Here is a 25,344-nt window from a genome sequence, read left to right on the forward strand (position 1 = left end):
CCGGGGCGCCCGTGCCCTTCCGAGGGGTACCGGACAGGCTCCGGATCGACGCGCTGCGGTACCTGCCGTCCGGCGGCGGAACCGGCGCCGCTACTGTGACCGGCTATGACTGGCATGGACAACCCCGTCGCGTCGTTCGCAGTGCACATTCCGGATGTGGAGCTCGAGGTGGAGCCGCTCGCTCCCGAGCAGATCGTCTCGGGCGATCCCGTCGTCACCGGGAAGGTGCTGTGGGAGTCCCCGGACGGCAAGCAGCTCCGCGGGATCTGGCAGATCACTCCGGGCGTCGTGACCGACACCGAGGCCAACGAACTGTTCGTCGTCGTGAGCGGGCGGGCGACGATCGAGGTCGAGGGCGGTTCCGTCATCGAGGTGGGCCCGGGCGACGCGTGCGTGCTGCGCGAGGGCGACCGGACCACCTGGACCGTTCACGAGACGCTCCGGAAGGCGTATCACATCAGCCTCTGACGTCCTTCGGCCTCCGGGGCCTCTGGCGCGAGGTCAGGCGCGGGCCGGGCGTGCGGTGAACAGGGCCAGGGCCGCCATCGGCAGCAGCAGGAGGGCCGCTGCCAGGTTCAGCCAGCCGTAGCTCGCCCGCGCGACGATCAGCCCGGCCAGGGCGCCACCGGCCCCCGCCGAGGCGTTCATCGTCAGGTCCGAGAGGCCCTGGACGGCGGCCCGGGCGGCCCGCGGTACGGCGTCGGTGAGCAGCGTGGAGCCCGCCACGAGCCCCGCCGACCAGCCCAGGCCCAGCAGGAACAGACCGGCCGTGGTCCGCCCGTGGTGCCCGTCGGCCGTGCCCGCGAGCAGGGCGGCCGAAGCCATCAGGGCCACCGTCAGGGCGATCACGGTGAACGGCCCCACCCGGTCGCAGAGCCGGCCCATCACCGGGGCGAAGGCGTACATGCCCGCGATGTGAGCACTGATCACCAGCCCGATCAGCTCGATGTCCGCGCCGTGGTGTCCCAGGTCCACCGGGGTCATCACCATGATCGCCACCATCGCGGTGTGCGAGGCGCTGATGGTGACGAGCGCCAGCCGGGCCCGCGCGGAGCCGGCCACCACCCGTACACCCGCGCGGAGCGACCGGCTCTCCCGCGTCTGCGACCCGGCCGGATCCAGCGACCGGGCCGTCAGCAGCGGATCGGGGCGCAGCAGGACCAGTACCAGGACGGATGCGGCCAGGAAGACCACCGCGGCCCACAGGAACGGTCCCGCCGTGGCCGGAATCCCCAGGCCCGCGACGCTGTCCCCGGCCGGGGCCGCGATGTTCGGCCCCAGGACCGCACCGATCGTCGCCGCCCAGACCACCGTCGAGATCGCCCGGCCGAGGGTCCCCGCCGGCGCCAGATCCGCCGCCGCGAACCGGGCCTGCAGGTTGGCCGTCGTACTGGCGCCGAACGCCACCATGCCGAGCAGCAGCAGGGGGAAACTCCCCACCGCGGCGGCCAGCACGGACAGACCCGCGCCCACCGCACCGACCGCATACGCCAGCGCCAGACCGGGCCGCCGGCCGCGGGCGCTCATCAGGGCGGCGACCGGAACCGACAGCAGGGCCGTCCCCGCCACGGCCGCGGTCCCGGCCAGCCCGGCCACCGCCTCCGAGCCGCCGATCTCCTGTGCCAGTACCGACGAGAGGGCGACCCCCATCGCCGTGCCCAGGCTGCCGAGGATCTGGGAGGCGATGAGTACGGCCGTGGTGCGCCGCCGCACGGCGTCCAGACCGGGGACGGCCTCCGCCTCAGCGGGCACGGCCGGGGCGTCGGAGCCGGATACGGGTGAGGGAGCGGGGACGGGCGGGGGAATGGAGGAGGGCGAATCGGAGGAGTCGGGCACGGCCGCAGTCTGGCAGCACCGCTGCCGGCAGGCCATGGGCCGGCGGGGAAGCTTTCGGAAACGTGACCGGAGGGCGTTCCGGGCGGGAACCTTCCGCGCCGGCCCGCTGCGAGGGTTCCTTGCGAGGGCCTTCTGCGCAGCGGCCTGCGAGGTCGCGGGGTGCTTCTCCTGCCCGGGCCGGGAGCCCTGGGCAAGGCCGCGGGCCCTCCGGAGCACGGCTGCGGGGCCCGCCGGAGCAAGGCCGTGGGGCCCGCCGGAGCAAGACTGCGGAGCCTTTCGGCGCGGGGCGGGAACGGGTCTGCCGACGGCTCAGAACAGCGGCTGCGGGAGCACGCCCTCCAGCGCGAGCAGGGTGCGCTTCGTCTCCAGCCCGCCGCCGAAGCCGCCGATCCCGCCGCCGCTCTCCACCACCCGGTGGCAGGGGACCACGACGGGCAGCGGATTGGAGCCCATGGCCGTGCCCACGGCCCGTGCGGCCCCCGGTTCGCCGACCCGGTCGGCCAGGTCCTGGTAGCCGACGACCGTGCCGTACGGGACGCCGGTCGCGAGCTCCCGCAGCACCCGCCGGTTGAAGCCGGCCGACAGCGACCAGTCCAGCGCCACGGTGAACTCACGCAGCGTTCCCGCGAAGTAGGCGCGCACCTGCCGGACCGTCTCGGCGAGCAGCGGGTCCTCGGACGCCTCCACCGGCTCGTCCCCGAGCCGGGATGCCAGCCGGTCGACCGCCGCGCGGGCCGTCCGCTCGTCCGCGTGGAAGACGACGTTGACCAGCCCCCGGCCGGTCGCCGCGAGCAGCAACGGCCCGATGGGGGTGCCGGTCACGGTCCAGCTCACTGCGCTCATTCCCCGCAGGGTAGTGCGCTCCGAAGCGGTGTGCGCCGCGAGCGCGGGCCTTGCGCACCGGCGGCGGGCGCTGGGCGGCGCGCGCCGGGGGAGGGGGCGCCGCACGCACCGCGGCCGCGCCCCTCAAGGACGCGGCCGCGGTGCGTCGTGCTCCCGGGAGTCGGAGCTACGACGCGGAGGCGCCGGCGAAGGCGCTGTGGTCCGAGGTGCTCCTGGCCGTCGCGTCGCGGACGATGTCAGGGGTGTTGGTGATGATGCCGTCCACGCCGTAGCTCTTGAGCAGGGCGGCCCGCGGGCCGTCGTTGACCGTCCAGGTGAAGACCTCCAGCCGGCGGCCGTGGGCCCCGCGCAGCTTGTGCACCGCGGCCACGTACTCGGGAGTCAGCGTCCGGTGACTCGGGTTGATCTGGTCGACGAACTGCGCGTACGTCTTCAGGTCCGCGACCTCCGGAGCGCCGAGGAAGCCGGTCTTGATGTCGGGACGCAGCTTGTGGACCATGCCCACGCTGTCCGCGCTGAAGGACTGGATGATCAGCTTGCGCCGGACGTGCGAGCGGTCGAGCCAGCCCTCACGGCGCAGTTCACGGAGGGTCTGGAGCTCCAGACCGGGGTACAGCTCCGGGGCCTTGATCTCCAGCAGCAGCTTCTGCCGGTGGTCACTGACCCGTTCGAGGTACTCCTCCAGGGTGGGCACGCGTTCGCCCGCATAGGCGGGGGAGAACCAGCTGCCCGCGTCCAGCCGCTTGATCTCCGCCATGGTGAAGTCGGCGACCTTCCAGGGCGCCCGGTCGGGGAAGACCTGCTCCACGTTGGTGGTGCGCTTCAGATCGGTGTCATGAATGACGGCCAACTCACCGTCCTTGGTGCGCTGGACGTCGTTCTCCACCCAGGTGATACCGAGGTCGTCGGCCTTGTCGACGGCCGCGAGGGTGTTCTCGGGCGCGTAGGCGGACGCGCCGCGGTGGGCCACGACCACGGGTCGGTGCGGGTGGTCGATGGCCTGCGCCACCGTGGCGGGGAAGAAGAGTGTCGAGACTCCCAGAAGCGTTCCGACTGTGGCTGCGAGAGGGCGTATACGCACGGGGACTCCTCGCGTCGTCTTTCGCGGACGGGCCGAGGGTCCCAGGCGTGGTGCAACAGTGGACAGGCGTGGAATGGACAGAAGTTGAACGGGACGCCCCCCGGAGAACTTCACGGTGCCATGCCGCGACGGCCCTGTGTTCGACGCTGTGCGAGTTCACCCGCTCGAGCGAATGGGCGGGGGCGCCCGCGGAGTCGGGAACGCGTGCCGCGTGCCCGGTCCGCTCCGGCCCGGCCGCACGTGGGCGCCGACCGGGACCGGCAACCGTTCGTGATGCCGGCACCTGCCCGCGTCCGCGCCCTGTCCGCCTCTGCCGGCTGCTGCCTCGGCCCGCGTCGTGCGCCCACGGGCAGCACCGTCCGCCGGGCGCCCCGGCCCCCGGCCCCCGGCCCCCGGCACGCATGGTCCGCTCGGTCGGTGTCCGCTGCCCCGGAGAGGGCCGCTGCCGGAGGAGACGTCCGGTCCCGGCCCGGCCCGGCGGCCCCGGGAGAGATCCCGGGCCGTGCGTGCGGCTCCGCAACCGCCCGGCGGGCCGCTCAGCCCTTCGTCCCTGGTCAGCGCGGTTCGCATGACGTACGGGCCGGGGGCGGAGTGCTCGTCGGGCCCGGTTGTCAGTGGGGGGTCGTACCGTGGATGCATGCGGCCCGTTTCCAAGATCGAACGCACCGTGGCGCCCTTCGAGGTCGTCAGCCCCTACCAGCCCAGTGGCGACCAGCCCACGGCCATCGCCGACCTGGAGCGCCGCATCACGGCGGGCGAGAAGGACGTCGTCCTGCTCGGCGCCACCGGCACCGGCAAGTCGGCCACCACCGCCTGGATGATCGAGAAGCTCCAGCGGCCGACCCTCGTCATGGCGCCCAACAAGACCCTCGCGGCCCAGCTCGCCAACGAATTCCGCGAGCTCCTCCCCAACAACGCCGTCGAGTACTTCGTCTCGTACTACGACTACTACCAGCCCGAGGCGTACGTCCCGCAGTCGGACACCTACATCGAGAAGGACTCCTCGATCAACGAGGAGGTCGAGCGGCTGCGCCACTCGGCGACGAATTCGCTGCTCACCCGGCGGGACGTGGTCGTGGTGGCGTCGGTCTCCTGCATCTACGGCCTGGGCACACCGCAGGAGTACGTGGACCGCATGGTTCCGCTCAAGGTCGGCGAGGAGATCGACCGGGACCAGATGCTGCGCCGCTTCGTCGACATCCAGTACACGCGGAACGACCTCTCCTTCACCCGGGGCACCTTCCGGGTGCGGGGCGACACCATCGAGATCTTCCCGGTCTACGAGGAACTGGCCGTCCGCATCGAGATGTTCGGCGACGAGATCGAGGCCCTCTCCACCCTGCACCCGGTCACGGGCGAGGTCATCAGCGAGGACCGGGAGCTCTACGTCTTCCCCGCGAGCCACTACGTGGCCGGCCCGGAGCGGATGGAGAAGGCCATCACGGGGATCGAGGCGGAGCTCGAGGAAACGCTCGCCCGGATGGAGAAGCAGGGCAAGCTGCTGGAGGCCCAGCGGCTGCGCATGCGCACCACCTACGACATCGAGATGATGCGGCAGATCGGCAGCTGCTCCGGCATCGAGAACTACTCGCTGCACATCGACGGCCGTGAGGCCGGCTCGGCGCCCAACACCCTGCTGGACTACTTCCCGGACGACTTCGTGCTGGTCATCGACGAGTCGCACGTCACCGTTCCGCAGATCGGCGCGATGTACGAGGGCGACGCCTCGCGCAAGCGGACGTTGGTGGAGCACGGCTTCCGGCTGCCGTCGGCCATGGACAACCGGCCGCTGAAGTGGGAGGAGTTCCTGGGGCGGATCGGGCAGACGGTCTACCTCTCGGCGACCCCCGGGCAGTACGAACTCTCCCGCTCCGACGGCCATGTGGAGCAGATCATCCGGCCGACCGGTCTGATCGACCCGGAAGTGATCGTCAAGCCGACCGAGGGCCAGATCGACGATCTGGTGCACGAGATCCGGACCCGCGCGGAGAAGGACGAGCGCGTCCTGGTCACCACCCTCACCAAGAAGATGGCGGAGGACCTGACCGAATACTTCCTTGAGCTCGGCATTCAGGTCCGCTACCTGCACAGCGATGTCGACACGCTCCGCCGCGTGGAACTCCTGCGGGAGCTCCGCGCCGGTGAGTACGACGTGCTGGTCGGCATCAACCTGCTGCGCGAGGGGCTCGACCTGCCGGAGGTGTCACTGGTCGCCATCCTCGACGCGGACAAGGAAGGCTTCCTCCGCTCCGGCACCTCGCTCATCCAGACCATCGGCCGCGCGGCGCGGAACGTCTCGGGCCAGGTCCATATGTACGCGGACAAGATGACGCCGGCGATGGAGAAGGCCATCGACGAGACCAACCGGCGCCGTGAGAAGCAGATCGCGTACAACAAGGAGAACGGCATCGATCCGCAGCCCCTGCGGAAGAAGATCAACGACATTGTGGCGGCCATCGCCCGCGAAGAGGTCGACACCGAGGAGCTGCTGGGCTCCGGGTACCGCAGCGCCAAGGAAGGGAAGGCCCCCGTTCCGGACCTGGGCGGCAAGGGGAGCAAGGCCGGGCCCGCAAAGGCAGGGAAGGGCGCGAAGAGCGCGAAGGGCGGCGTCGTTCCGACCGACCGTCCCGCCGCCGAGCTCGCCCAGCAGATCGAGGACATGACGGAGCGCATGCGTGCGGCTGCCGCGGAGCTGCAGTTCGAGGTCGCGGCGCGCCTGCGAGACGAGGTGAAGGAGCTGAAGAAGGAGCTCCGGCAGATGCAGGAGGCCGGACTCTCCTGACGGGTGGACGGGTGGACGGGTGGACGGGAGGACGGGGCGGGGACAGCTCCTCCGCCCCTCCGCACCACCGCCGCCGAGTACTCCGACGTCCCAGGGCCCGTGTCCCCATCGACGTCCCCATCCACGTCCCCGGAGACCGGGCGCAGTCGGCCGGCCGCCGCGTGTTGCAGGAACGCCACAAAACGGGGCGGGCCATGCCCCGCGTCGGTGGCACTGCGTAGGGTTTCCGTCAGCTGCCCGAACAGGTGGTTGATGGTGATGGGGAACGGTTCGAGAGGGGACACCGCGTGAGCGTCAACTTGTCCAAGGGACAGGGCATCAGCCTGCAGAAGTCCGACGGGGTCGCCCTGACCGCGGTGCGGATGGGGCTGGGCTGGCAGGCCGCCCCTCGCCGAGGGCTCTTCGGGACCCGCACCAAGGAGATCGACCTCGATGCGTCGGCCGTGCTCTTCGCCGAGAAGCAGCCGGTGGACGTCGTGTTCTTCCGGCACCTCGTCAGTGACGACGGCTCGGTCCGGCACACCGGCGACAACCTGGTCGGCGGCGCCGGCCAGGGCGGGGACGACGAGGCGATCCTGGTCGACCTGCAGCGGGTCCCGGTCCACATCGACCAGATCGTCTTCACCGTGAACTCCTTCACCGGCCAGACGTTCGCCGAGGTGCAGAACGCCTTCTGTCGCATCGTCGACGAGACCAACGGCCAGGAGCTGGCGCGCTACACGCTGACCGGCGGAGGCAAGTACACCGCGCAGATCATGGCGAAGGTGCACCGCGCCGGCGGCGGCTGGCAGATGACCGCCCTCGGCTCCGCCGCCGACGGCCGCACCTTCCAGGACCTCATGCCGGCGATGCTGCCGCACCTCTAGGAGCCGTTTGCCGGAGGCGGTCCCGTCTTTGCGGCAGTGGGGCGGGAGTTCGGAACGCGGGACTCGGGCACGGGCCTTGTGCGGTGGTTGCCCCCGGGCCGACCTCTGCGGGGCCCTACGGCTGACGCACACCGGCGACGGACGTGCCCCGAGGCCGGGCCTGGGCCCGCACCCCGTCGTTGCCCACCTGCGGACCTGCGGACCTGCGGACCTGCGGACCTGCGGACCTGCGGACCTGCGGACCTGCGGACCTGCGGACCTGCGGACCTGCGGACCTGCGGAGCCGTCCCGGCGGGACGTGACGAGACAGGGCGGAACGGGCGGCTCCCGGAGGCGCTACGGCTCCGGGAGCCGCCCGGCGTTCCGGGCCGTGGGCGCGTCACGCCGTGAGCATGTGGCGCCGTGACGCCGTGTGGGGCCGTGAGCACGTGGCGCCGGGAGGAGCGTGTGGGCTCGCGCAACCACGAAGCACACCACGCACCACAGGAATCTCAGGACACAGAACAGGGGACGCACGATGACGGCCGAGCTGGTGCGCGGGCAGAACCACCCGTTGCCCGGGAACCGTGTGGAGATCCGGGTCTCGGCGGGCAGTCCGGTCGTGGCCGGAGCCACCCTGGGCGACGAACAGGGCACGGTGCGGGGTACCGCCTGGGTCGCTCATCCGGCCGCCCCGGCCCTGCCCGGTCTGGAGGTCTCCCGGCAGGCCGCGGCCGTACACCGGCTCGCCGTGGACCTCGACGTGCTGCCCGGCGAGGTCCACCGGGTCCACGTACTGCTCGCCCTGCCGGGCGGTGGTGGCGGGCCGGCGCGCTTCGGGGCCGTCGCGGCGCCGTTCGTGGCCGTCACCGGCCTCGACGGTAGCGAGATCGCCGGCTACACGGTCACGGACCTGGACAGCGAATCCGCGGTCGTCGCCGTGGAGCTGTACCGCCGGCAGGGCGCCTGGAAGGTACGCGCCGTCGGGCAGGGGTACGCGGGCGGTCTCGCCGCGCTGTTCCGGGACCAGGGACTGCCCCAGGCCGGTGAACTCGCCGCCACGATCCAGGACGCGGTGGCCCAGGGCATGGCCCGTTCCGTTCCGGCACCGTCCCGCACCGCCGAGGGCGACCGGGTCCGCACCGCCCCGTCCGGCACCGGGGCCGGTGCCGGCACCGCGCCCGGCACGGCGGCCGACCGAGCACACAACGGCCCGGCTGACGGCGGGGGCGGCGGAACGAGGGGCACGGGCAGCTCCCTATCGCCGGGCACCGATCCCGCTCCGTTCTCCTCCCCGTCCGCGTCCGGCCCGTCATCCGCACCCGTCGCCTCCCCGTCCGCCCCCGGCCCGTCATCCGCGCCCGTCGCCTCCCCGTCCGCGCCCGCCCCGTCATCCGCACCCGCCGCTTCCCCCTCAGCCCCGTCACCCCTGCCTGCCGCCTCCGCGCCAGGGCCCTCCGTTGCGCCGTCCGGGGCCTCGGTGCCCGCCACCGGCGAGGGCGGAGGACCGGTCGACTACCGGCATCCCCGCCGTGCCGCGGCGCCGTCCGCCGCCCCTCCGTCCCCGGCCGACGGGGCCGGTGGGCCCGCCTCGCCGTCCTCGCCCGCCGCGGGCGACGCCACCGGCTGGACCCTGGACGAGCGGCTCTACAACCAGGTGTGGGGCATGTTCGAGGACCTGGCCCGCACCGTCGCCGCCTACCGCAGCGCCGTCGACTTCGCCGACTCCCGCCGGGAGCAGGAGCTCGACCGGCTGCTCGCCGATCCCCGCCTGCGGCTCGCCGCCACCGGCGACTCCCCCCACGCGGAAGCCCACGCCAAGCACACCCGGCTCGTCGAGCAGGCCCAGGCCGCCCTCGACCGTGACCTCGCCCAGCTCGTCGCCGAGGCCGAGGTCGTGGAACCGGCGCTGCCACCCGCGTTCGCCCGCTGGGACAACCCCGTCTGGCAGACCTACCGGGTGCCGATGGAGATCCCCATGGCGCTGCGCCTCGGCGATCTGCACCTGCCCGAGAGCCCCGACCTCCGCATCCCCATGCTGGTCCGGCTGCCGCTGGAGCGAGGGCTGTGGGTGGACCGCGGGCGCGCGAGCACCCCCGACAGCGCGTTCCTGGACCCCGGTGAGCTGCGCCGTCTGGCCATGGACACCGCGGTCGCGCACGCCGCCCGCCTGCTCGCGGTGTATCCGGCGGGCGAGTTCACCGTCCAGGTCATCGACCCGGCGGGCGCGGCGGCCTCCTCGCTCGCCCCGCTCGTGCGCTCCGGGGCCCTCCGTGAGCCGCCCGCGGCCGGTGCGGCGGGCGTGGCCGCGGTCCTGGCGGGGCTGACCCAGCGGGTGGACCTGGTGCAGATGGCCCTGCGCGGGGGAGCCTCCGATGCCCTGCCCCCGGACGTGGACACCTCCCAGCGCCTGCTGATCGTCAACGACTTCCCGCACGGTTTCGACGACCGCGACGTCACCCGGCTTCGCTACCTGGCGGACGAGGGCCCGGCCGTCGGCGTGCACCTGATGCTGGTCGCCGACCGCGAGGACGCCCAGGAGTACGGACCGCTGCTCGACCCCCTCTGGCGCTCCCTGATGCGGATCACGCCGATCCCCGACGACCACCTCGCCGACCCCTGGGTCGGCCACGCCTGGACCTACGAGCCGCCGCTCGCCCCGCCCGGCAGCGCGGTGCTGGAGCAGGTCCTCGTGCAGGTGGCCGAGGCCCGACGTCGATACGGCCGGTGACCAGCGACTTTGGGCTTACTTTGCCGAGTGCTTTACCTTTCCTTGGCATTTCCTGTACCGTTCTTTACGCGGAGGGGAGTACTCCCTGCTGCGGCGTTCCCGTCAGTACGGATCGGTGAGATCCCGGGGCGCCGGCCCGAGAGCGGCACGCGTTCCCGGGTGGAAGAGACCTCCGGCAGCGACGACGCTGGCAGTTGCCGTACCCATGCCGGAGGAACAGTGGACGTAACCCCCGCCGTCTGGGCGTTGACCATCGTTGGTCTGTGCGCCCTCATCGCGGCCGACTTCTTCATCGGTGGACGCAAGGTGCACGAGGTCTCCATGAAGGAGGCCGGTATCTGGACGATCGTCTGGGTCGTGCTCGCCGGGCTCTTCGGGCTCGGCCTCTATCTCTTCGGTGGGGGGCAGCCCGCCGGCGAGTTCTTCGCGGGCTACATCACCGAGAAGTCGCTGAGCGTCGACAACCTCTTCGTCTTCGTGCTGATCATGGCGAAGTTCGCCGTGCCACCGGTGCTCCAGCAGCGCGTGCTCATGATCGGCGTGCTGATAGCCCTGGTGCTGCGAGCGATCTTCATCGCCGCCGGCGCCGCGATCATCGCCAACTTCTCCTGGGTGTTCTACATCTTCGGCGCGTTCCTCATCTGGACCGCCTGGAAGCTGATCCAGGACGCCCGTTCCGAGGACGACGACGAGGAGTACAACGAGAACCGCTTCCTCAAGGCGGTCGAGAAGCGCTTCCCGTCCACCGGCGAGTACCACGGCCCCAAGCTGTTCGTCCGGGAGCAGGGCCGGCGCCTGATGACCCCGATGTTCGTCGTCGTGCTGGCGATCGGCACCACGGACATCCTCTTCGCGCTGGACTCGATACCGGCGATCTTCGGCCTCACCCAGGATCCGTACATCGTCTTCACCGCCAACGCCTTCGCGCTGATGGGCCTGCGGCAGCTGTACTTCCTCATCGGCGGACTGCTGAAGAAGCTCGTCCACCTCTCGTACGGCCTGTCGGTCATCCTCGGCTTCATCGGCGTGAAGCTGCTGCTCCACGCGCTTCACGAGTCCGGGGTCCATGTGCCCGAGATCAGCATCCCCGTCTCGCTCGGCGTGATCTGTGCGGTGCTCGTCGTCACCACGATCACCAGCCTGTACGCGTCGAAGAAGGAAGCGAAGGCGAAGGCCGCCGAGAAGGACGACGTCACCACCTGACCCACCCCGGCAGGGGCGCCCTCGCGGGGGCGCCCCCGCTCGGCCGGCCTGTTTCTCCCGGGCAGGCTTCCGGAACCCGGTCAGGATCTCCGGAACCCGGTCAGGATCTCCGGAAACCAGGCAGGATCTCCGGAAGCCAGGTCAGGACGCGGCCACGCCCACGGCTGCCCACGGACGCGTCCGCCTTCGACGACCGGCCGATGGCGGACCGGGCCGTGGGCCCGCCCGGGGCAGCCGGCCGGGATCAGGCCGGCGCGCCCGCCGCGGCGGCCGGCTCCACCGCCTCCCCGGGCCGGGTCTCGGGCAGCAGCGCGAAGCACACCAGGCTGACCACCGCGATCCCGGTGAGATACGCGGCCACGCCCCAGGGCGACCCCTTCCCGGCCGCCACCACGGTCGCCACGACCGGGGTCAGCGCGCCGCCGAGCACCCCGCCCAGGTTGTAGCCCACGGCCGCCCCGGTGCAGCGCACCCGAGGCTCGTACAGCTCCGGCAGATAGGCGGCGACCACGGCGAACATCATGATGAACGCCAGCAGGGCGACGAGGAATCCCAGGAACATCGGCAGGGGCTGTCCGGTCCGCAGCAGCGCGATCAACGGGAACATCCACACCGCCGAGGCCGCGCATCCCGCCAGGCACAGCGACCGTCGGCCATAGCGGTCGGCGAGCATGCCGACCAGCGGTGTACAGGCACCCTTGATCACCACCGCGGCCATGATGCAGCCCAGCATCACCGTGCGGCTCACGCCGAGTTCCTCGGTGCCGTACGCGAGGGACCATGTCGTCACCGCGTAGAAGACGGCGTAGCCGACGGCCAGTGCCCCGGCGGTCAGCAGGACCAGTCGCCAGTGCCCCCGGACGACCTCGGCCAGCGGCACCCGGGCCCGGCTGCCCTGTTCGGCCAGCTCCCGGAACTGCGGGCTCTCGGTGAGCGAGGCCCGCAGCAGCAGCCCCGCCAGCGCCAGTACCCCGGCCGCCCAGAACGGCACCCGCCAGCCCCAGGCACGGAACTCCGCCTCCGTCAGCGCGGCCGACAGCGCGAGCATCACGCCGTTCGCCAGCACGAAGCCCACCGGCGGACCCATCTGCGGGAAGCTCGCCCACAGGGCCCGGCGCCGCGCGGGGGCGTGCTCGGCGGTCAGCAGCACGGCCCCGCCCCACTCCCCGCCCAGTCCGAGCCCCTGCAGGAAGCGCAGCGCCAACAGCAGCAGCGGTGCGCCGGCCCCCAGAGAGGCGTAGGTAGGCAGGCAGCCCACGGCGACGGTCGCGGTTCCCGTCAGCAACAGCGAGGCGACCAGCACCGGACGGCGGCCGTGCCGGTCGCCGATGTGCCCGAAGAGCACGGCCCCCAGGGGCCGGGAGAGAAAGCCGACCGCGAAGGTGCCGAAGGCCGCGAGGGTCCCCGCGAGCGGGGAGAACGTCGGGAAGAAGAGCGGCCCCAGGACCAGGGCCGCCGCCGTGCCGTAGAGGAAGAAGTCGTAGAACTCGATGGCGGTGCCGGCCAGCGATGCCGCGGCCAGGCGCGTCATCGAGGGGCGGGCGGTGGCGACGTGATCGTTCACGCCGCGCTCAACGAAGGGGAGCGCCCTCGGGTCACCGGTCCCGCGGCGGCGCCCGGGGGCATCCGCGGCGCCGGCGGGTGCGCGGGCCCGGACGGTGCCGGCGAGCGGGGCGTGACGCTTCCGGCAGGGACCGGTCGTGCGCCGTCGCTCCCCGGCGCGGAACGAGCGGGGCCCACCGACCGGCAGCCTCCGCTCCGCGTCCCGCACACCGGCCGCCCGCTGTCCCGCGCAGTCCCCGTCGGCTGTCCTGCACAGCCTCCGCCGGCAGCCCGCGGCCTTCGTCGGCCCGGCTCCGGGGCGGCCCGGCTCCGGGGCGGCAGGGCGCCGGGCCCGGGGTGGGCGCCCACCGGTGCCGACGCACGGCGACGTGCCCACCGAGGCCGTGCGCGGTACCCGGCCGCGGCTCCGGTTCGCGTGCTCGGGGCAACCGCGGATGAACGAACTCGGCTCCGGGGCCGTACAGATCACTGACGCCATCGGCGGCCTCGGCACCACCGGCGTTCCACCGGCAGGCGAGGCCCTTATCGCTGACGACCCGTACAGCTCAGGTCCCGAACCTTGGAGGAGTGCATGAGTCAAGGCAAGCTCAGTGCGGCGGAGCGACTGGCCGCCAGGATGCGTGGGGTCGAGCCGCACGGAGTCGAGCCCCAGGGACTGGTGAGCGCATGGCCCCGCGGCACGGAGCGGAACGGGCCGCGCGCGGCGGCCGGCATCGTGCCCATGGCTCTGTGGGACAGCAGGCGATACCGGGGCAACGACGACGGGCCGCCCAGCGCCGCGTGAGGACCGTCCGTTCGCCGCACGGGAGGTGAGGTCCGCCCGACTCGGTACGGGGCGTACTCCCGGCGACCGGGCGGACCGTCGGAACGGCCGCCGACAGGACCCGCTCGGTGAACCCACCGACAGGGTCCCTCTCGGTGAACCCACCGGCGATCACCGCGCAGCGGACGGCCGTGCAACTCTTCGATCGGGACGCCGTGAACCCTCCGGGCGGGACCTCGCCAACCCTCCGGGCGGACGCCCCTCTCCGGGAGGCGGGGGCGGATGGCCCGTCGGGTCAGCTCTGCACGCGGTAGGTGAGGGTGTCGAGTTTCTGGCCGAGATCGGAGAGCGCCGTGCCGATCGCGCCGCTCTCGGTGTCCACCCGGTGGGTGAGGGTGCGCAACTGGGCGTTGACGTCGCCGATTCCGGCGACGAGCGCCAGCGTCGCATAGGCCTGCGCCGCACCGGCGGTCCCGGGATCCCCGGATTCGGCGGCCTGTTCGGCGAGTTCACGCGCCCTGGTGATGAGGTCCTGCACGTCGTTGTCCATAAGACTCCTGAGCTGGCTCACGGCACAGGCTGGGGGACCCGGGTCCGGATGGCGGTTCCTCGCCCCTGCGGGTACCCGGCCGACGGCGGGGCGAACCTCACCGGGCGCCGACCCGCCGACAGCGGGACGCCCTGCCGCACGACAGGTGCCGGCTCCCACCGGGCCCTATCGGCTCCCACCGGGCCCCGCACGGTCGCACCGCGCGCGGCCGACCGCACGTCCTCCGGCCGCCACCCTCCGAGTTGCCGCCTTCCGGGCCGACTGACCTCCTGACGCGGTCTCGTGGGCGCGTCGCTCGGATGCGGTCCCCCGGCTACGAGCAGAACACCGGAGCGCGCCCCGGCGCGGACGTCGGTGCGCGCTCCGGCAGGGGCTACCAGCCGCGGGCCTTCCACTCCGGCAGCTGAGGCCGCTCCGCTCCCAGGGTGGTGTCGTTGCCGTGGCCGGGGTAGACCCAGGTCTCGTCCGGTAGCTGGTCGAAGAGCTTCGTCTCCACGTCGTGGATCAGCGAGGCGAACGCCTCGGGGTCCTTGTTGGTGTTGCCGACACCGCCGGGGAAGAGACAGTCACCGGTGAACACGTGCGCGTGGCCGTGCGGGTCGTCGTAGACCAGGGCGATGCTGCCGGGGGTGTGGCCCACCAGATGGCGCGCGGTCAGCTCCACCCGGCCGACCCGGATGGTGTCGCCGTCGTCCACCAGGACGTCGGTGGCAACGGGGATGCCGACCGCGTCGTGCCGCCCGGCGTAGGTGCGGGCGCCGGTCTCCGTCACCACCTGCGCGAGCGCCTGCCAGTGGTCCGCGTGCCGGTGCGTGGTGATCACCGAGGCGATCCCGCCGTCGCCGATCAGGCTGAGCAGGGTGCGCGGCTCGTTCGCCGCGTCGATCAGCAGCTGGACGTCGGTCGCGCGGCAGCGCAGAAGATAGGCGTTGTTCTCCATGGGGCCGACGGCGACCTTCGAGATCATCAGGTCCGTCAGTTCGTGCACGTCCGCGGGCCCGCCGACCGTCACCACTCCGCTGTACGTCATGACGTCAGCCTAGCGGCGGCACCACGGGGAGCGGGGCGCCCCCGGCGTCGAGATCCGAGCCGTCGGCCCGGCCGGTGAGCCAGCCGAGCAGCGCCGCCGCGGACCCGGAGACCGCCACCGGGTCGCCGTCCGTCCGCCCGGTGCGCCGGCCGCGGCCGCCGTCGGCGGTCAGCAGCAGTGGCGGGACGTCGGGCCGGCCCGCGAACCGCTCACCCACGACATAGTCCAGATCGCGCTCGACGAAGGCGGCCGGAAGATCGCCGACCGTGCAGCCGATGCCCAGGTCCACGTGGTGGAGTTCGATTTCGATCAGTCGCCGGAAGGGCACCCGCGAGGCCCGGTCGGTGACGCCGTTGCGCAGGGTGACGGTGGCCTCCCACGCCTCGGGATGAAGAGCGGCCGCGGCGTTGTTGAAACGGTCGGCGGCAGCAGTCAGGTCCTCGATCTGGACGGCGAGCGGACGGCCGGCGCCCCGCTCGATGTCCTGATCGCGGCTCTCACTGCCGGCATACATGGGAATGTGGGTGCCGGTGCGCGCGGCTTCGAGGACGTTCACGAGAGCATCGGCGTTGCGCGCGAGATGGGCGAGCACATGCCCGCGTGACCAGCCCGGAAGCCGGGAGGGCTCGCGGACGGCCGCGTCGTCCAGCTTCTCCAGGGCGGTGAGCAGTCGTGCGGTGGCCTCCCGGACCGCCGCCGTGTCCTGCACGTGATCAGTCATGACTCGACGCTATCGCCGCCACACGTTCGGGTGAAGGTGGCGACACGACCCCGTAAATCGAATGTGCGTGCTATAGGCTCGGTCCGGCATCAAGTACGACACCGCAGTGGCGCCGCCCATACCCTGGACCGGGGGTGCCGGCGTACCCCCGCCTCTTCTCACGAAAGGTGCCGACCGGCGTGGCCGACCGTCTCATCGTCCGTGGCGCTCGCGAGCACAACCTCAAGAACGTCTCGCTCGACCTCCCTCGCGACTCCCTCATCGTCTTCACCGGGCTGTCGGGGTCGGGCAAGTCCTCCCTGGCGTTCGACACGATCTTCGCGGAGGGGCAGCGCCGCTACGTCGAGTCGCTCTCCTCCTATGCCCGCCAGTTCCTGGGCCAGATGGACAAGCCCGATGTGGACTTCATCGAGGGTCTCTCCCCGGCGGTCTCCATCGATCAGAAGTCGACCTCGCGCAACCCGCGCTCGACGGTCGGCACGATCACGGAGGTCTACGACTACCTCCGGCTGCTCTTCGCACGGATCGGCAAGCCGCACTGTCCCGAGTGCGCCCGGCCGATCTCCCGGCAGTCGCCGCAGGCGATCGTCGACAAGGTGCTGAGCCTGGAGGAGGGCAGCCGCTTCCAGGTGCTCTCCCCGCTGGTGCGCGAGCGCAAGGGCGAGTTCGTCGATCTCTTCTCCGACCTCCAGACCAAGGGCTACAGCCGTGCGCGGGTGGACGGCACGACGATCCAGCTGTCCGACCCGCCCAAGCTGAAGAAGCAGGAGAAGCACACCATCGAGGTGGTCGTCGACCGCCTCACCGTGAAGGAGGGCGCGAAGCGCCGGCTCACGGACTCCGTGGAGACCGCGCTGGGGCTCTCCGGCGGCATGGTCATCCTCGACTTCGTCGATCTCGACGCCGACGATCCGCAGCGCGAGCGGATGTACTCCGAGCACCTCTACTGCCCGTACGACGACCTGTCCTTCGAGGAGCTCGAGCCGCGCTCCTTCTCGTTCAACTCGCCGTTCGGCGCCTGCCCCGACTGCACCGGCATCGGTACCCGCATGGAGGTGGACCCGGAGCTGATCGTCCCGGACGAGGACAAGTCGCTCGACGAGGGCGCCATCAACCCGTGGTCGCACGGCCACACCAAGGACTACTTCGGCCGGCTGGTCGGAGCCCTCGCCGAGGAGCTGGGCTTCCGTACGGACATCCCGTGGGCCGGGCTGCCGCAGCGGGCGAGGAAGGCCCTGCTGAACGGGCACCGGACGCAGATCGAGGTGCGCTACCGCAACCGCTACGGGCGCGAGCGCGCGTACACCACCTCGTTCGAGGGCGCGGTGCCGTTCGTCAAGCGGCGGCACTCGGAGGCCGAGAGCGACAGCAGCCGGGAGCGCTTCGAGGGCTACATGCGCGAGGTGCCCTGCCCGACGTGCGAGGGCACCCGGCTGAAGCCGATCGTCCTCGCGGTCACCGTGCAGGGCCGGTCGATCGCCGAGGTGTCCGCGATGTCGATCAGCGACTGTGCGGACTTCCTGCGGGAGATGAAGCTCAGCGTCCGGGAGAAGAAGATCGCGGAGCGGGTGCTCAAGGAGGTCAACGAGCGGCTGCGCTTCCTGGTCGACGTCGGCCTGGACTACCTGTCCCTGAACCGCGCCGCCGGGACGCTCTCGGGCGGCGAGGCGCAGCGCATCCGGCTCGCCACCCAGATCGGCTCCGGCCTGGTCGGCGTGCTCTACGTGCTGGACGAGCCGTCCATCGGCCTGCACCAGCGCGACAACCACCGGCTGATCGAGACCCTGGTCCGGCTCCGGGACCTGGGCAACACGCTGATCGTCGTGGAGCACGACGAGGACACCATCAAGACCTCGGACTGGGTGGTGGACATCGGCCCGGGCGCGGGCGAGCACGGTGGCAAGGTGGTGCACAGCGGCCCGTTGAAGGAGCTGCTGACCAACAGCGAGTCGATGACCGGCCAGTACCTCGCCGGGAAGAAGGAGATCCCGACGCCGGACATCCGGCGGCCGGTGGACACCGACCGCCGGCTGACCGTCCGCGGCGCACGGGAGAACAACCTCCAGGACATCGATGTGTCCTTCCCGCTCGGGGTGTTCACGGCGGTGACGGGAGTCTCCGGCTCCGGCAAGTCCACGCTGGTCAACGACATCCTCTACACCCACCTGGCGCGGGAACTCAATGCAGCCCGGACCGTCCCCGGGCGCCACACCCGGGTCGACGGCGACGACCTGGTCGACAAGGTGGTGCACGTCGACCAGTCGCCCATCGGCCGGACCCCGCGGTCCAACCCCGCCACGTACACCGGGGTCTTCGACCATGTGCGCAAGCTCTTCGCCGAGACGATGGAGGCGAAGGTGCGCGGCTATCTGCCGGGCCGGTTCTCCTTCAACGTCAAGGGCGGCCGGTGCGAGAACTGCTCCGGTGACGGCACCATCAAGATCGAGATGAACTTCCTGCCGGACGTGTATGTGCCGTGCGAGGTCTGCCACGGCGCGCGCTACAACCGGGAGACCCTGGAGGTGCACTACAAGGGCAAGTCCATCGCCGAGGTGCTGGACATGCCCATCGAGGAGGCGCTGGACTTCTTCGACGCCGTGCCGACGATCTCCCGCCATCTGCGCACGCTCAACGAGGTCGGCCTCGGATACGTCCGCCTCGGGCAGTCGGCACCGACGCTCTCCGGCGGTGAGGCGCAGCGCGTCAAGCTGGCGAGCGAGCTGCAGAAGCGCTCGACCGGCCGGACCGTCTACGTCCTGGACGAGCCCACCACGGGGCTGCACTTCGAGGACATCAGCAAGCTGATCAATGTGCTGTCCGGACTGGTCGACAAGGGCAATACGGTGATCGTCATCGAGCACAACCTCGATGTGATCAAGACGGCCGACTGGGTCGTCGACATGGGTCCGGAGGGCGGCAGCGGCGGCGGTCTGGTGGTCGCCGAGGGCACGCCCGAGGAGGTGGCGGCCGTCCCCGCGAGCCACACCGGCAAGTTCCTGCGGGATCTCCTGGGCGAGCGGGTCAGCGACGCCACCCCGCGAGTGGGAGCACAGCGGACGGCGAAGAAGGCCCCGGCCGCCCGGAAGTCCGCCAGGACGGTCGCGGCCCGGTCCGCGCCCGCCAAGCGGACGGTGGACGCGAAGACGTCGACCGGCAAGCGGGCGGCGGCCGGGTCCGCCACGGTGAACTCGACGCCGAAGGCCGATGCGGCCGGGAGGACGGCGGCGAAGAAGACCACCACCAAGAAGGCCGCTGCCAAAAGGGCCGTGGCCGAGCAGACCACGGCCGCGAAGAAGGGCGCCGCCGCGAAGAAGTCCGCGGAGGGGAAGCCCACGAGGTCCCGACGCGCCTGAGCCCGGGGCGCCCCTGCCGGGGTGTGCCAGAACCCGGGCGCGGCTGAACCCGGGCGTGCCTGAACCCGGGCGTGCCTGTGTCCGGTGCCCAGGGTGGGCCCGTGTCCGGTGCGTCTGAGCTCAGCGCGCCTGTGCCGATGGTCTGAGCAGAGCAAGGCCCACGCGGCCCGCGTGCTCGGCGGAGCGGAACGTCCGCGCCGCCGTGCACGCGGGCCGTGACCAAGTCCGCTACACACGTGCCCGTGGCTGCCGTCCGCCCGACGCCGAGAGGCACGGCACGGAAATGCCTGGACCTTTGCGAGCGGCCGCCGTTAGGGTGAGCGCACGCCCGTGATCACAGATGAGGAGGCGAGAGCGATGTCCACCACAGCAACCCTGCGCTCCCGCCCCGTCCACCGGGCGTCCCAGGTCTGATTCGGGAGCGCATCACTCTCCCCGAAGGATCGCTTCACCCATGACTGAACTGGTCATCCGTCCGCTCACCGCGGGCGAGACTCCCCTCTTCACCTCCCTGCCCGACCCGGGCCTGGTCGGCCGCGCCGTTCTCGGCGACACCTACGGCATGGCCGCCGACGGCGGCCAGTACCGGCCGGAATGGACCTGGGTCGCTCTGCGCGACGGCGTCGTGGTCGCCCGCGCGGCCTGGTGGGCCAAGCCCGGGGACGACGAGCCCATCGCCCTCGACTGGTTCGACTTCACCGACCACGAAGCCGCTGTCCAGTTGCTGTGCGCCGCACCTCTGCACGCCGAGTACAGCCTGCTGCTGCCGCCCGGCTGGCGCGACGAGCCGGATGTGCGAGCCGCAGCCGAGGCCCGGACGGCCGCGGCCGAGGCTGCCGGCCTCCGGAAGCTGGTCGAACGCTACCGCTACACCTGGACCCCCGACTGTCCGCTCCCCGAGCGCACCGGGCGCCTGGAGTGCCGGCCCGAGCCGGACGACGACGGCATCCGGGGCGTGGTGCGCCGGATCCAGCAAGGCTCGTTGGACGCCCACGACCTGAACGACATCGCGACGCACGGCAGGGCCGGCGCGGTCGAGGAACTCCTGACCGTCCTCAGCCGGCTGCCTTCCCCACGGGACTGGTGGCGCGTGGCCTACGACGCGGCCGGCGAGATGGTGGGCTTCCACGTCCCCGCCCGCCACCCGTCGGGCCACTGCATCGGCTTCATCGGCGTCCTCCCCGAGCAGCGCGGCCACGGCTATGCCTACGACCTGCTGGTCGAGTGCACGCAAGACCTGGTGGCACGGGGCGCGACGCGCATCGTGGCCGCGACCGACCGGGGGAACTTCCCGATGGCCGAACATTTCGCGACGGCGGGCTACCCGGTCAGCGAGGAGCGCGTCGACTTCGTCTGACCGCCGGCGGCGCGGAGCCGCCGGCGGCGTGCCCGGAACGGCCGTCCGGGCAGCAACATCGGACCAGGGCAGTCCCCCGCCGCCCGGACCGCTGCCCCGATTCGCCGCGCGGCCGGGGGAGTTCCGCATCGGGGCAGCTCCGGCCCGCGCGGAGAAATCCGTACTTCCGCGCGTGCTCGACCCCATTAGCGGTACGGCCGGCCCCAACTCCCGTGCAACCTTCGGTCATGCACGGAGCGGTCCGGCCGGAGCAGCCGTCAAACCCGGGCCGCATGTGCCGGATGACTGCATTACTCCACTGTGCAGACCGGGATCAACTCGGACGAGAGGCGACATGCATGTGATCTACGGTTATGACAATGTCAACGACAGGACCGGGGACGAGATGGCCCAGAACGACCGTCAGCAGGGGGCGATCCGCGCCGGTGCGCCGACACCAGCCGTCATCTCCGGGCCGGCCCTGCTCCCAGGGCCGCGCGCCCGACCGGATCGGAGCGTGAAGTTGTGACCGCCCACAGGACCGCCGCTCGTGCGGCCGTGACCGGGGCACTCGCCGCCGTACTGCTGCTGTTCGCGCCACCGCTCCAGGCGTCGGCGCGGGCCGCCTCCCCCGCGCGTGCGGTGACCTCGGTGGCCGCGCAGTCCCGGGCTCAGGCGGATGTGCAGGCCCGCACGCGGTACCCGGCAGCGGCGCACGCTCCGGGGCGGGCACAGGACCGGTCCCCGGGCGGGAGCAGGACCGTCGACGCCCGCCCGGCTCGCCGTCACCCGGCGTACGGCAGCGGGCTGCCCAGTTCCGCGCACGACCGGGACGGCAAGGTCGGCGGCTACGGAACCCCGGGCGGGCCCGCCTCACCCCCCGGCCGGGCCGTCGACGAGAGCCTGGTGACGGCGGCGTCCGCGGCCACCGCCGTGGCCGCGGTGCTGGCACTCGGGCTGAGCGCTGTCGCCGCTCGTCGTCGCAGGTGCCGCTGACCGTCCACGCCGGCCGGCCCGCGCTCCGTCGCCGCGTCCCGTCCGTCTCGACGCCTGCCCGCCCCCGACTGCGCCACGGTGCGCTGCCCGCTCGCCACGGCGGTCGCGTCCGCCCCGCCCGTCCACACGTGCCGCCCGTCCACACGTGCCGCCCGTCCACACGTGCCGCTCCGGGGCCACGGCTGCTGTCCCGTGACCACCGCGCCCGGCGCCCTGCCCGCCCCTCCGAGGCCCCACCTGAGGCCCGCCCTCTCCCGGCGCCCCCGCCGCTCGCTCCGGCGTCATCCCGGCCCCTGGCCCGCCCGAGCGCCGCCCCGGAGCACCGCCGCGCGGTTGCATGGGACACGTCACACCCGAGTCCCTTCGGCCGACGGTCTCCGGCCGCCGGACTGTCCCCTCCCGCCAGTAGGGTGAGGGCATGGCAGACCCCAGCAGCTACCGACCCAAGCCGGGACAGATCCCCGACTCGCCGGGGGTCTACAGGTTCCGGGACGAGCACGGCCGGGTGATCTACGTCGGGAAGGCGAAGAGCCTGCGTCAGCGGCTCTCCTCGTACTTCCAGGACCTCGCCGGGCTGCACCCGCGGACCCGCACGATGGTCACCACAGCGGCCTCCGTCGAGTGGACGGTCGTCACCACCGAGGTCGAGGCGCTGCAGCTCGAATACTCCTGGATCAAGGAGTTCGACCCGCGGTTCAACGTCAAATACCGCGACGACAAGAGTTACCCCTCCCTCGCCGTCACCCTGAACGAGGAATTTCCACGCGTTCAGGTGATGCGCGGACCGAAGAGGAAGGGCGTTCGCTACTTCGGGCCCTATGCGCACGCCTGGGCCATCCGGGAGACGGTCGACCTGCTGCTGCGGGTCTTCCCCGTCCGCACCTGCTCCGCCGGGGTCTTCAAGCGCTCCGCGCAGATCGGCCGCCCCTGTCTGCTCGGCTACATCGGCAAGTGCTCCGCACCCTGCGTCGGCCGGGTCACCCCGGAGGAGCACCGCGAACTCGCCGACCAGTTCTGCGACTTCATGGCCGGCAGCACCGGGGCGTATCTGCGGCGCCTGGAGAGGCAGATGCAGGACGCCTCGGACGAGCTGGAGTTCGAGAAGGCCGCCCGGCTGCGCGACGACATCGAGGCGCTCCGCCGCGCCATGGAGAAGAACGCGGTCGTCCTCGCCGACGCCACGGACGCCGATCTGATCGCCGTGGCCGAGGACGAACTGGAGGCCGCCGTCCAGATCTTCCACGTCCGCGGCGGCCGGGTGCGCGGTCAGCGCGGCTGGGTCACCGACAAGGTGGAGGCCGTGGACACCGCCGGGCTCGTCGAGCACGCCCTCCAGCAGCTGTACGGCGAGGAGACCGGCGAGGGTGTGCCCCGCGAGGTCCTCGTCCCCGCGGTGCCCGACCCGGCCGATCCGGTCGTGCAGTGGCTCAGCGCCCGCCGCGGTTCCCAGGTCAGCCTCCGGATACCGCAGCGCGGGGACAAGAAGGACCTGATGGCGACCGTGCAGCGGAACGCCCAGCAGGCCCTGGCGCTGCACAAGACCAAGCGCGCCTCCGATCTGACCACCCGCTCCCGGGCGCTGGAGGAGATCGCCGAGGCCCTGGACCTGGACTCGGCGCCGCTGCGGATCGAGTGCTTCGACGTCTCGCATCTGCAGGGCGACGACGTGGTGGCGTCCATGGTCGTCTTCGAGGACGGCCTCGCCCGGAAGAGCGAGTACCGGCGCTTCCAGATCAAGAGCTTCGCCGGACAGGACGACGTCCGGGCCATGCACGAGGTCATCGGCCGCCGCTTCCGCCGCTACCTCCAGGAGAAGCAGCGGACGGGGGAGTGGGACGAGGAGACCGGCGGTGAGGCGGTCGTCGGTGCCGTGTCGCCCACCGGACCGGAGGAGACGGGCGGCGCAGCGGTCGTCGGTACCGCCTCGCCCACCGCCCCCGAGGAGACCAGCGGTGAGGCCGTCGTCGGCACCGCGTCGCCCACCGGACCCGACGCTCCCGGCACGCCGGGAGCCCCGGACCTCGTGGAGCCCGGTGCCGTCGCCGCCCCCGTACCGCCCTCGGGCCCGGTCGATCCCGACGCCGACCCCATGGCCGCGGGCCCCGTCGACCCCGAGACCGGCCGGCCGCGGCGCTTCGCCTACCCCCCGCAGCTCGTCGTCGTCGACGGCGGCCGGCCGCAGGTGGCCGCCGCCCGGCGGGCCCTCGACGAGCTGGGCATCGACGATGTCGCCGTCTGCGGCCTCGCCAAGCGCCTGGAGGAGGTCTGGCTCCCGGACGACGAGGATCCGGTGGTGCTGCCGCGCACCAGCGAGGGGCTCTACCTCCTCCAGCGGATCCGCGACGAGGCGCACCGGTTCGCCATCGCCTACCAGCGGAAGAAGCGCAGCAGGAGCATGCGGTCCGGGCCCCTCGAAACGGTCCCCGGCCTCGGCGAGACCCGCCGCCAGGCCCTGCTCAAGCACTTCGGGTCGGTCAAGCGGTTGCGGGCCGCCACGATCGACCAGATCTGCGAGGTGCCCGGCATCGGCCGCAAGACGGCCGAGACGGTCCTGGTGGCGCTCGCCGGTGCGGCTCCGGCCGGGCCCGCGGTGAACACCGCGACGGGAGAGATCATGGAGGACGAGGCCGCAGCCGCGGCGTCCTCGTCGGAACGGGGGCAGGACGGATGAATGACAACGACGGAGACGGAGCACAGGTGAGTACGGGCACGACGGCGGATGGCGCCGATTCCGAAGCCATCCCCGAGCTGGTGATCATTTCGGGCATGTCGGGTGCGGGCCGCAGCACCGCGGCCAAGTGCCTGGAGGACCTCGGCTGGTTCGTGGTCGACAACCTGCCGCCCGCCCTGATTCCCACGATGGTGGACCTCGGCGCCCGCTCGCAGGGCAACGTGGCCCGGATCGCGGTCGTCGTCGACGTCCGCGGCCGGCGGTTCTTCGACAACCTGCGGGAGTCCCTGGCCGACCTGGCCGCCAAGAACGTCAAGCGCCGGGTGATCTTCCTGGAGGCCTCCGACGACGCACTGGTCCGCCGCTTCGAGTCGGTGCGCCGCCCCCACCCCCTCCAGGGCTCCGGCCGCATCGTGGACGGCATCGTCGCCGAGCGCGACCTGCTGCGCGAGCTGCGCGGTGACGCCGATCTGGTGATCGACACCTCCAGCCTCAACGTCCACGAACTGCGGGCCAAGATGGACGCCCAGTTCGCAGGCGAGGAGGAGCCGGAGCTGCGCGCCACGGTGATGTCCTTCGGCTACAAGTACGGCCTGCCGGTCGACGCCGACCTGGTCGCGGACTGCCGCTTCCTGCCCAACCCGCACTGGGTGCCCGAGCTGCGCCCCTTCACCGGGGTCAACGAAGAGGTCTCCAACTACGTCTTCCACCAGCCCGGTGCCAAGGAGTTCCTGGACCGCTACGCCGAGCTGCTGCAGCTCATCGCGGCCGGATACCGCCGTGAGGGCAAGCGCTACGTGACGATCGCGATCGGCTGCACCGGCGGCAAGCACCGCAGCGTCGCCATGTCCGAGAAGCTCGCCGCGCGGCTCGCGGCCGAAGGGGTCGAGACCGTGGTCGTCCACCGCGACATGGGGCGCGAGTGAAACGCCGCGACGAGGGCCGGGACGACAGCGCCGCCCCCGCTCCGGGCGGGCCTGCCCCGGACACGAGCGGCCGCGCCGCCGAGGAGCCGGCCGGCGCCGAGGAGTGCGCCGGCC

The 25,344-nt window shown here is 72.1% G+C and carries 19 protein-coding genes; 12 read left to right on the forward strand and 7 right to left on the reverse strand.

Annotated features, from left to right (window positions below):
- Window positions 1-105 precede the first annotated feature (105 nt).
- Window positions 106-468, forward strand: a complete 363-nt coding sequence (locus ABT112_RS09045; RefSeq protein ID WP_351507213.1) for a cupin domain-containing protein — start codon at window positions 106-108, stop codon at window positions 466-468.
- A gap of 33 nt (window positions 469-501) precedes the next feature.
- On the opposite strand, the gene ABT112_RS09050 is transcribed toward ABT112_RS09045, so the two are convergent.
- From ABT112_RS09050 to ABT112_RS09060, 3 genes are all read right to left on the reverse strand, one after another.
- On the reverse strand, window positions 502-1,872 hold the full coding sequence (locus tag ABT112_RS09050; protein ID WP_502975291.1) for an MFS transporter: 1,371 nt from the start codon (window positions 1,870-1,872) through the stop codon (window positions 502-504).
- A 273-nt stretch (window positions 1,873-2,145) separates the two neighbouring features.
- Complete coding sequence (locus tag ABT112_RS09055; RefSeq protein WP_351507215.1) at window positions 2,146-2,679, reverse strand: methylated-DNA--[protein]-cysteine S-methyltransferase; 534 nt, start codon at window positions 2,677-2,679, stop codon at window positions 2,146-2,148.
- Between the two features lie 166 nt (window positions 2,680-2,845).
- The gene (locus ABT112_RS09060; protein ID WP_351507217.1) at window positions 2,846-3,760 is read right to left on the reverse strand and encodes a glycerophosphodiester phosphodiesterase; all 915 of its coding nucleotides are present in this window, start codon (window positions 3,758-3,760) and stop codon (window positions 2,846-2,848) included.
- A gap of 637 nt (window positions 3,761-4,397) precedes the next feature.
- Between ABT112_RS09060 and uvrB the strand changes: the two genes are divergently transcribed.
- From uvrB to ABT112_RS09080, 4 genes are all read left to right on the forward strand, one after another.
- The gene (gene uvrB / locus ABT112_RS09065; protein ID WP_351507219.1) at window positions 4,398-6,542 is read left to right on the forward strand and encodes an excinuclease ABC subunit UvrB; all 2,145 of its coding nucleotides are present in this window, start codon (window positions 4,398-4,400) and stop codon (window positions 6,540-6,542) included.
- 287 nt (window positions 6,543-6,829) lie between these two features.
- Entirely contained in the window at window positions 6,830-7,408 is a 579-nt protein-coding gene (locus ABT112_RS09070; RefSeq protein ID WP_351507221.1) for a TerD family protein, read from the forward strand.
- 517 nt (window positions 7,409-7,925) lie between these two features.
- Window positions 7,926-10,118, forward strand: a complete 2,193-nt coding sequence (locus ABT112_RS09075; protein ID WP_351507223.1) for a TerD family protein — start codon at window positions 7,926-7,928, stop codon at window positions 10,116-10,118.
- 219 nt (window positions 10,119-10,337) lie between these two features.
- Complete coding sequence (locus ABT112_RS09080; protein ID WP_351507225.1) at window positions 10,338-11,321, forward strand: TerC family protein; 984 nt, start codon at window positions 10,338-10,340, stop codon at window positions 11,319-11,321.
- 244 nt (window positions 11,322-11,565) lie between these two features.
- On the opposite strand, the gene ABT112_RS09085 is transcribed toward ABT112_RS09080, so the two are convergent.
- The gene (locus tag ABT112_RS09085) at window positions 11,566-12,852 is read right to left on the reverse strand and encodes an MFS transporter (protein ID WP_351507371.1); all 1,287 of its coding nucleotides are present in this window, start codon (window positions 12,850-12,852) and stop codon (window positions 11,566-11,568) included.
- Window positions 12,853-13,455: 603 nt separating this feature from the next.
- On the opposite strand from ABT112_RS09085, the gene ABT112_RS09090 reads away from it, so the two are divergent.
- Entirely contained in the window at window positions 13,456-13,668 is a 213-nt protein-coding gene (locus ABT112_RS09090) for a hypothetical protein (RefSeq protein WP_351507227.1), read from the forward strand.
- A gap of 274 nt (window positions 13,669-13,942) precedes the next feature.
- Here the strand turns inward: ABT112_RS09090 and ABT112_RS09095 are convergent, their stop codons facing one another.
- The 3 genes from ABT112_RS09095 to ABT112_RS09105 form a co-directional block, all read right to left on the reverse strand.
- Window positions 13,943-14,197, reverse strand: coding sequence for a hypothetical protein (locus ABT112_RS09095; protein ID WP_351507229.1), 255 nt, complete (start codon window positions 14,195-14,197; stop codon window positions 13,943-13,945).
- A 373-nt stretch (window positions 14,198-14,570) separates the two neighbouring features.
- Window positions 14,571-15,227, reverse strand: coding sequence for an MBL fold metallo-hydrolase (locus ABT112_RS09100; RefSeq protein WP_351507231.1), 657 nt, complete (start codon window positions 15,225-15,227; stop codon window positions 14,571-14,573).
- 4 nt (window positions 15,228-15,231) lie between these two features.
- Window positions 15,232-15,948 (reverse strand): maleylpyruvate isomerase family mycothiol-dependent enzyme, encoded by a 717-nt coding sequence (locus tag ABT112_RS09105; RefSeq protein WP_351507233.1) that lies wholly within the window; start codon window positions 15,946-15,948, stop codon window positions 15,232-15,234.
- A gap of 179 nt (window positions 15,949-16,127) precedes the next feature.
- Here ABT112_RS09105 and uvrA point away from each other — a divergent pair, with 179 nt between their 5' ends.
- The 6 genes from uvrA to rapZ all read left to right on the forward strand — a co-directional run bounded on the left by uvrA (window position 16,128) and on the right by rapZ (window position 25,230).
- On the forward strand, window positions 16,128-19,301 hold the full coding sequence (uvrA, locus tag ABT112_RS09110) for an excinuclease ABC subunit UvrA (protein WP_351507235.1): 3,174 nt from the start codon (window positions 16,128-16,130) through the stop codon (window positions 19,299-19,301).
- Between the two features lie 454 nt (window positions 19,302-19,755).
- A complete protein-coding gene (locus tag ABT112_RS09115) occupies window positions 19,756-20,658 on the forward strand; it encodes a GNAT family N-acetyltransferase (protein WP_351507237.1) in 903 nt (300 codons plus the stop codon).
- A 334-nt stretch (window positions 20,659-20,992) separates the two neighbouring features.
- On the forward strand, window positions 20,993-21,166 hold the full coding sequence (locus ABT112_RS09120; RefSeq protein ID WP_351507239.1) for a hypothetical protein: 174 nt from the start codon (window positions 20,993-20,995) through the stop codon (window positions 21,164-21,166).
- A complete protein-coding gene (locus ABT112_RS09125; RefSeq protein WP_351507241.1) occupies window positions 21,163-21,633 on the forward strand; it encodes a hypothetical protein in 471 nt (156 codons plus the stop codon). The genes ABT112_RS09120 and ABT112_RS09125 overlap by 4 nt, the downstream gene beginning before the upstream one ends.
- 418 nt (window positions 21,634-22,051) lie before the next feature.
- Entirely contained in the window at window positions 22,052-24,304 is a 2,253-nt protein-coding gene (gene uvrC, locus ABT112_RS09130; RefSeq protein ID WP_351507243.1) for an excinuclease ABC subunit UvrC, read from the forward strand.
- Window positions 24,301-25,230 (forward strand): RNase adapter RapZ, encoded by a 930-nt coding sequence (rapZ, locus tag ABT112_RS09135; RefSeq protein WP_351507245.1) that lies wholly within the window; start codon window positions 24,301-24,303, stop codon window positions 25,228-25,230. Before uvrC ends, rapZ begins: the two co-directional genes overlap by 4 nt.
- The last annotated feature ends 114 nt before the right edge of the window (window positions 25,231-25,344 follow it).

Source organism: Streptomyces sp. NPDC002055, assembly GCF_040296705.1.
In the GTDB taxonomy this organism is placed as follows: domain Bacteria; phylum Actinomycetota; class Actinomycetes; order Streptomycetales; family Streptomycetaceae; genus Streptomyces.

Excerpts from the sequence above, each read along its gene's own strand:
- ABT112_RS09055 (WP_351507215.1), bottom strand. The coding sequence starts at position 2,679 with ATGAGCGCAGTGAGCTGGACCGTGACCGGCACCCCCATCGGGCCGTTG.
- ABT112_RS09095 (WP_351507229.1), bottom strand. The coding sequence starts at position 14,197 with ATGGACAACGACGTGCAGGACCTCATCACCAGGGCGCGTGAACTCGCC.
- ABT112_RS09090 (WP_351507227.1), top strand. The coding sequence starts at position 13,456 with ATGAGTCAAGGCAAGCTCAGTGCGGCGGAGCGACTGGCCGCCAGGATG.
- ABT112_RS09085 (WP_351507371.1), bottom strand. The coding sequence starts at position 12,852 with ATGACGCGCCTGGCCGCGGCATCGCTGGCCGGCACCGCCATCGAGTTC.
- ABT112_RS09120 (WP_351507239.1), top strand. The coding sequence starts at position 20,993 with ATGCATGTGATCTACGGTTATGACAATGTCAACGACAGGACCGGGGAC.
- ABT112_RS09105 (WP_351507233.1), bottom strand. The coding sequence starts at position 15,948 with ATGACTGATCACGTGCAGGACACGGCGGCGGTCCGGGAGGCCACCGCA.
- ABT112_RS09075 (WP_351507223.1), top strand. The coding sequence starts at position 7,926 with ATGACGGCCGAGCTGGTGCGCGGGCAGAACCACCCGTTGCCCGGGAAC.
- ABT112_RS09045 (WP_351507213.1), top strand. The coding sequence starts at position 106 with ATGACTGGCATGGACAACCCCGTCGCGTCGTTCGCAGTGCACATTCCG.
- rapZ (WP_351507245.1), top strand. The coding sequence starts at position 24,301 with ATGAATGACAACGACGGAGACGGAGCACAGGTGAGTACGGGCACGACG.
- uvrC (WP_351507243.1), top strand. The coding sequence starts at position 22,052 with ATGGCAGACCCCAGCAGCTACCGACCCAAGCCGGGACAGATCCCCGAC.
- ABT112_RS09115 (WP_351507237.1), top strand. The coding sequence starts at position 19,756 with ATGACTGAACTGGTCATCCGTCCGCTCACCGCGGGCGAGACTCCCCTC.
- ABT112_RS09050 (WP_502975291.1), bottom strand. The coding sequence starts at position 1,872 with ATGGCCTGCCGGCAGCGGTGCTGCCAGACTGCGGCCGTGCCCGACTCC.
- ABT112_RS09100 (WP_351507231.1), bottom strand. The coding sequence starts at position 15,227 with ATGACGTACAGCGGAGTGGTGACGGTCGGCGGGCCCGCGGACGTGCAC.
- uvrB (WP_351507219.1), top strand. The coding sequence starts at position 4,398 with ATGCGGCCCGTTTCCAAGATCGAACGCACCGTGGCGCCCTTCGAGGTC.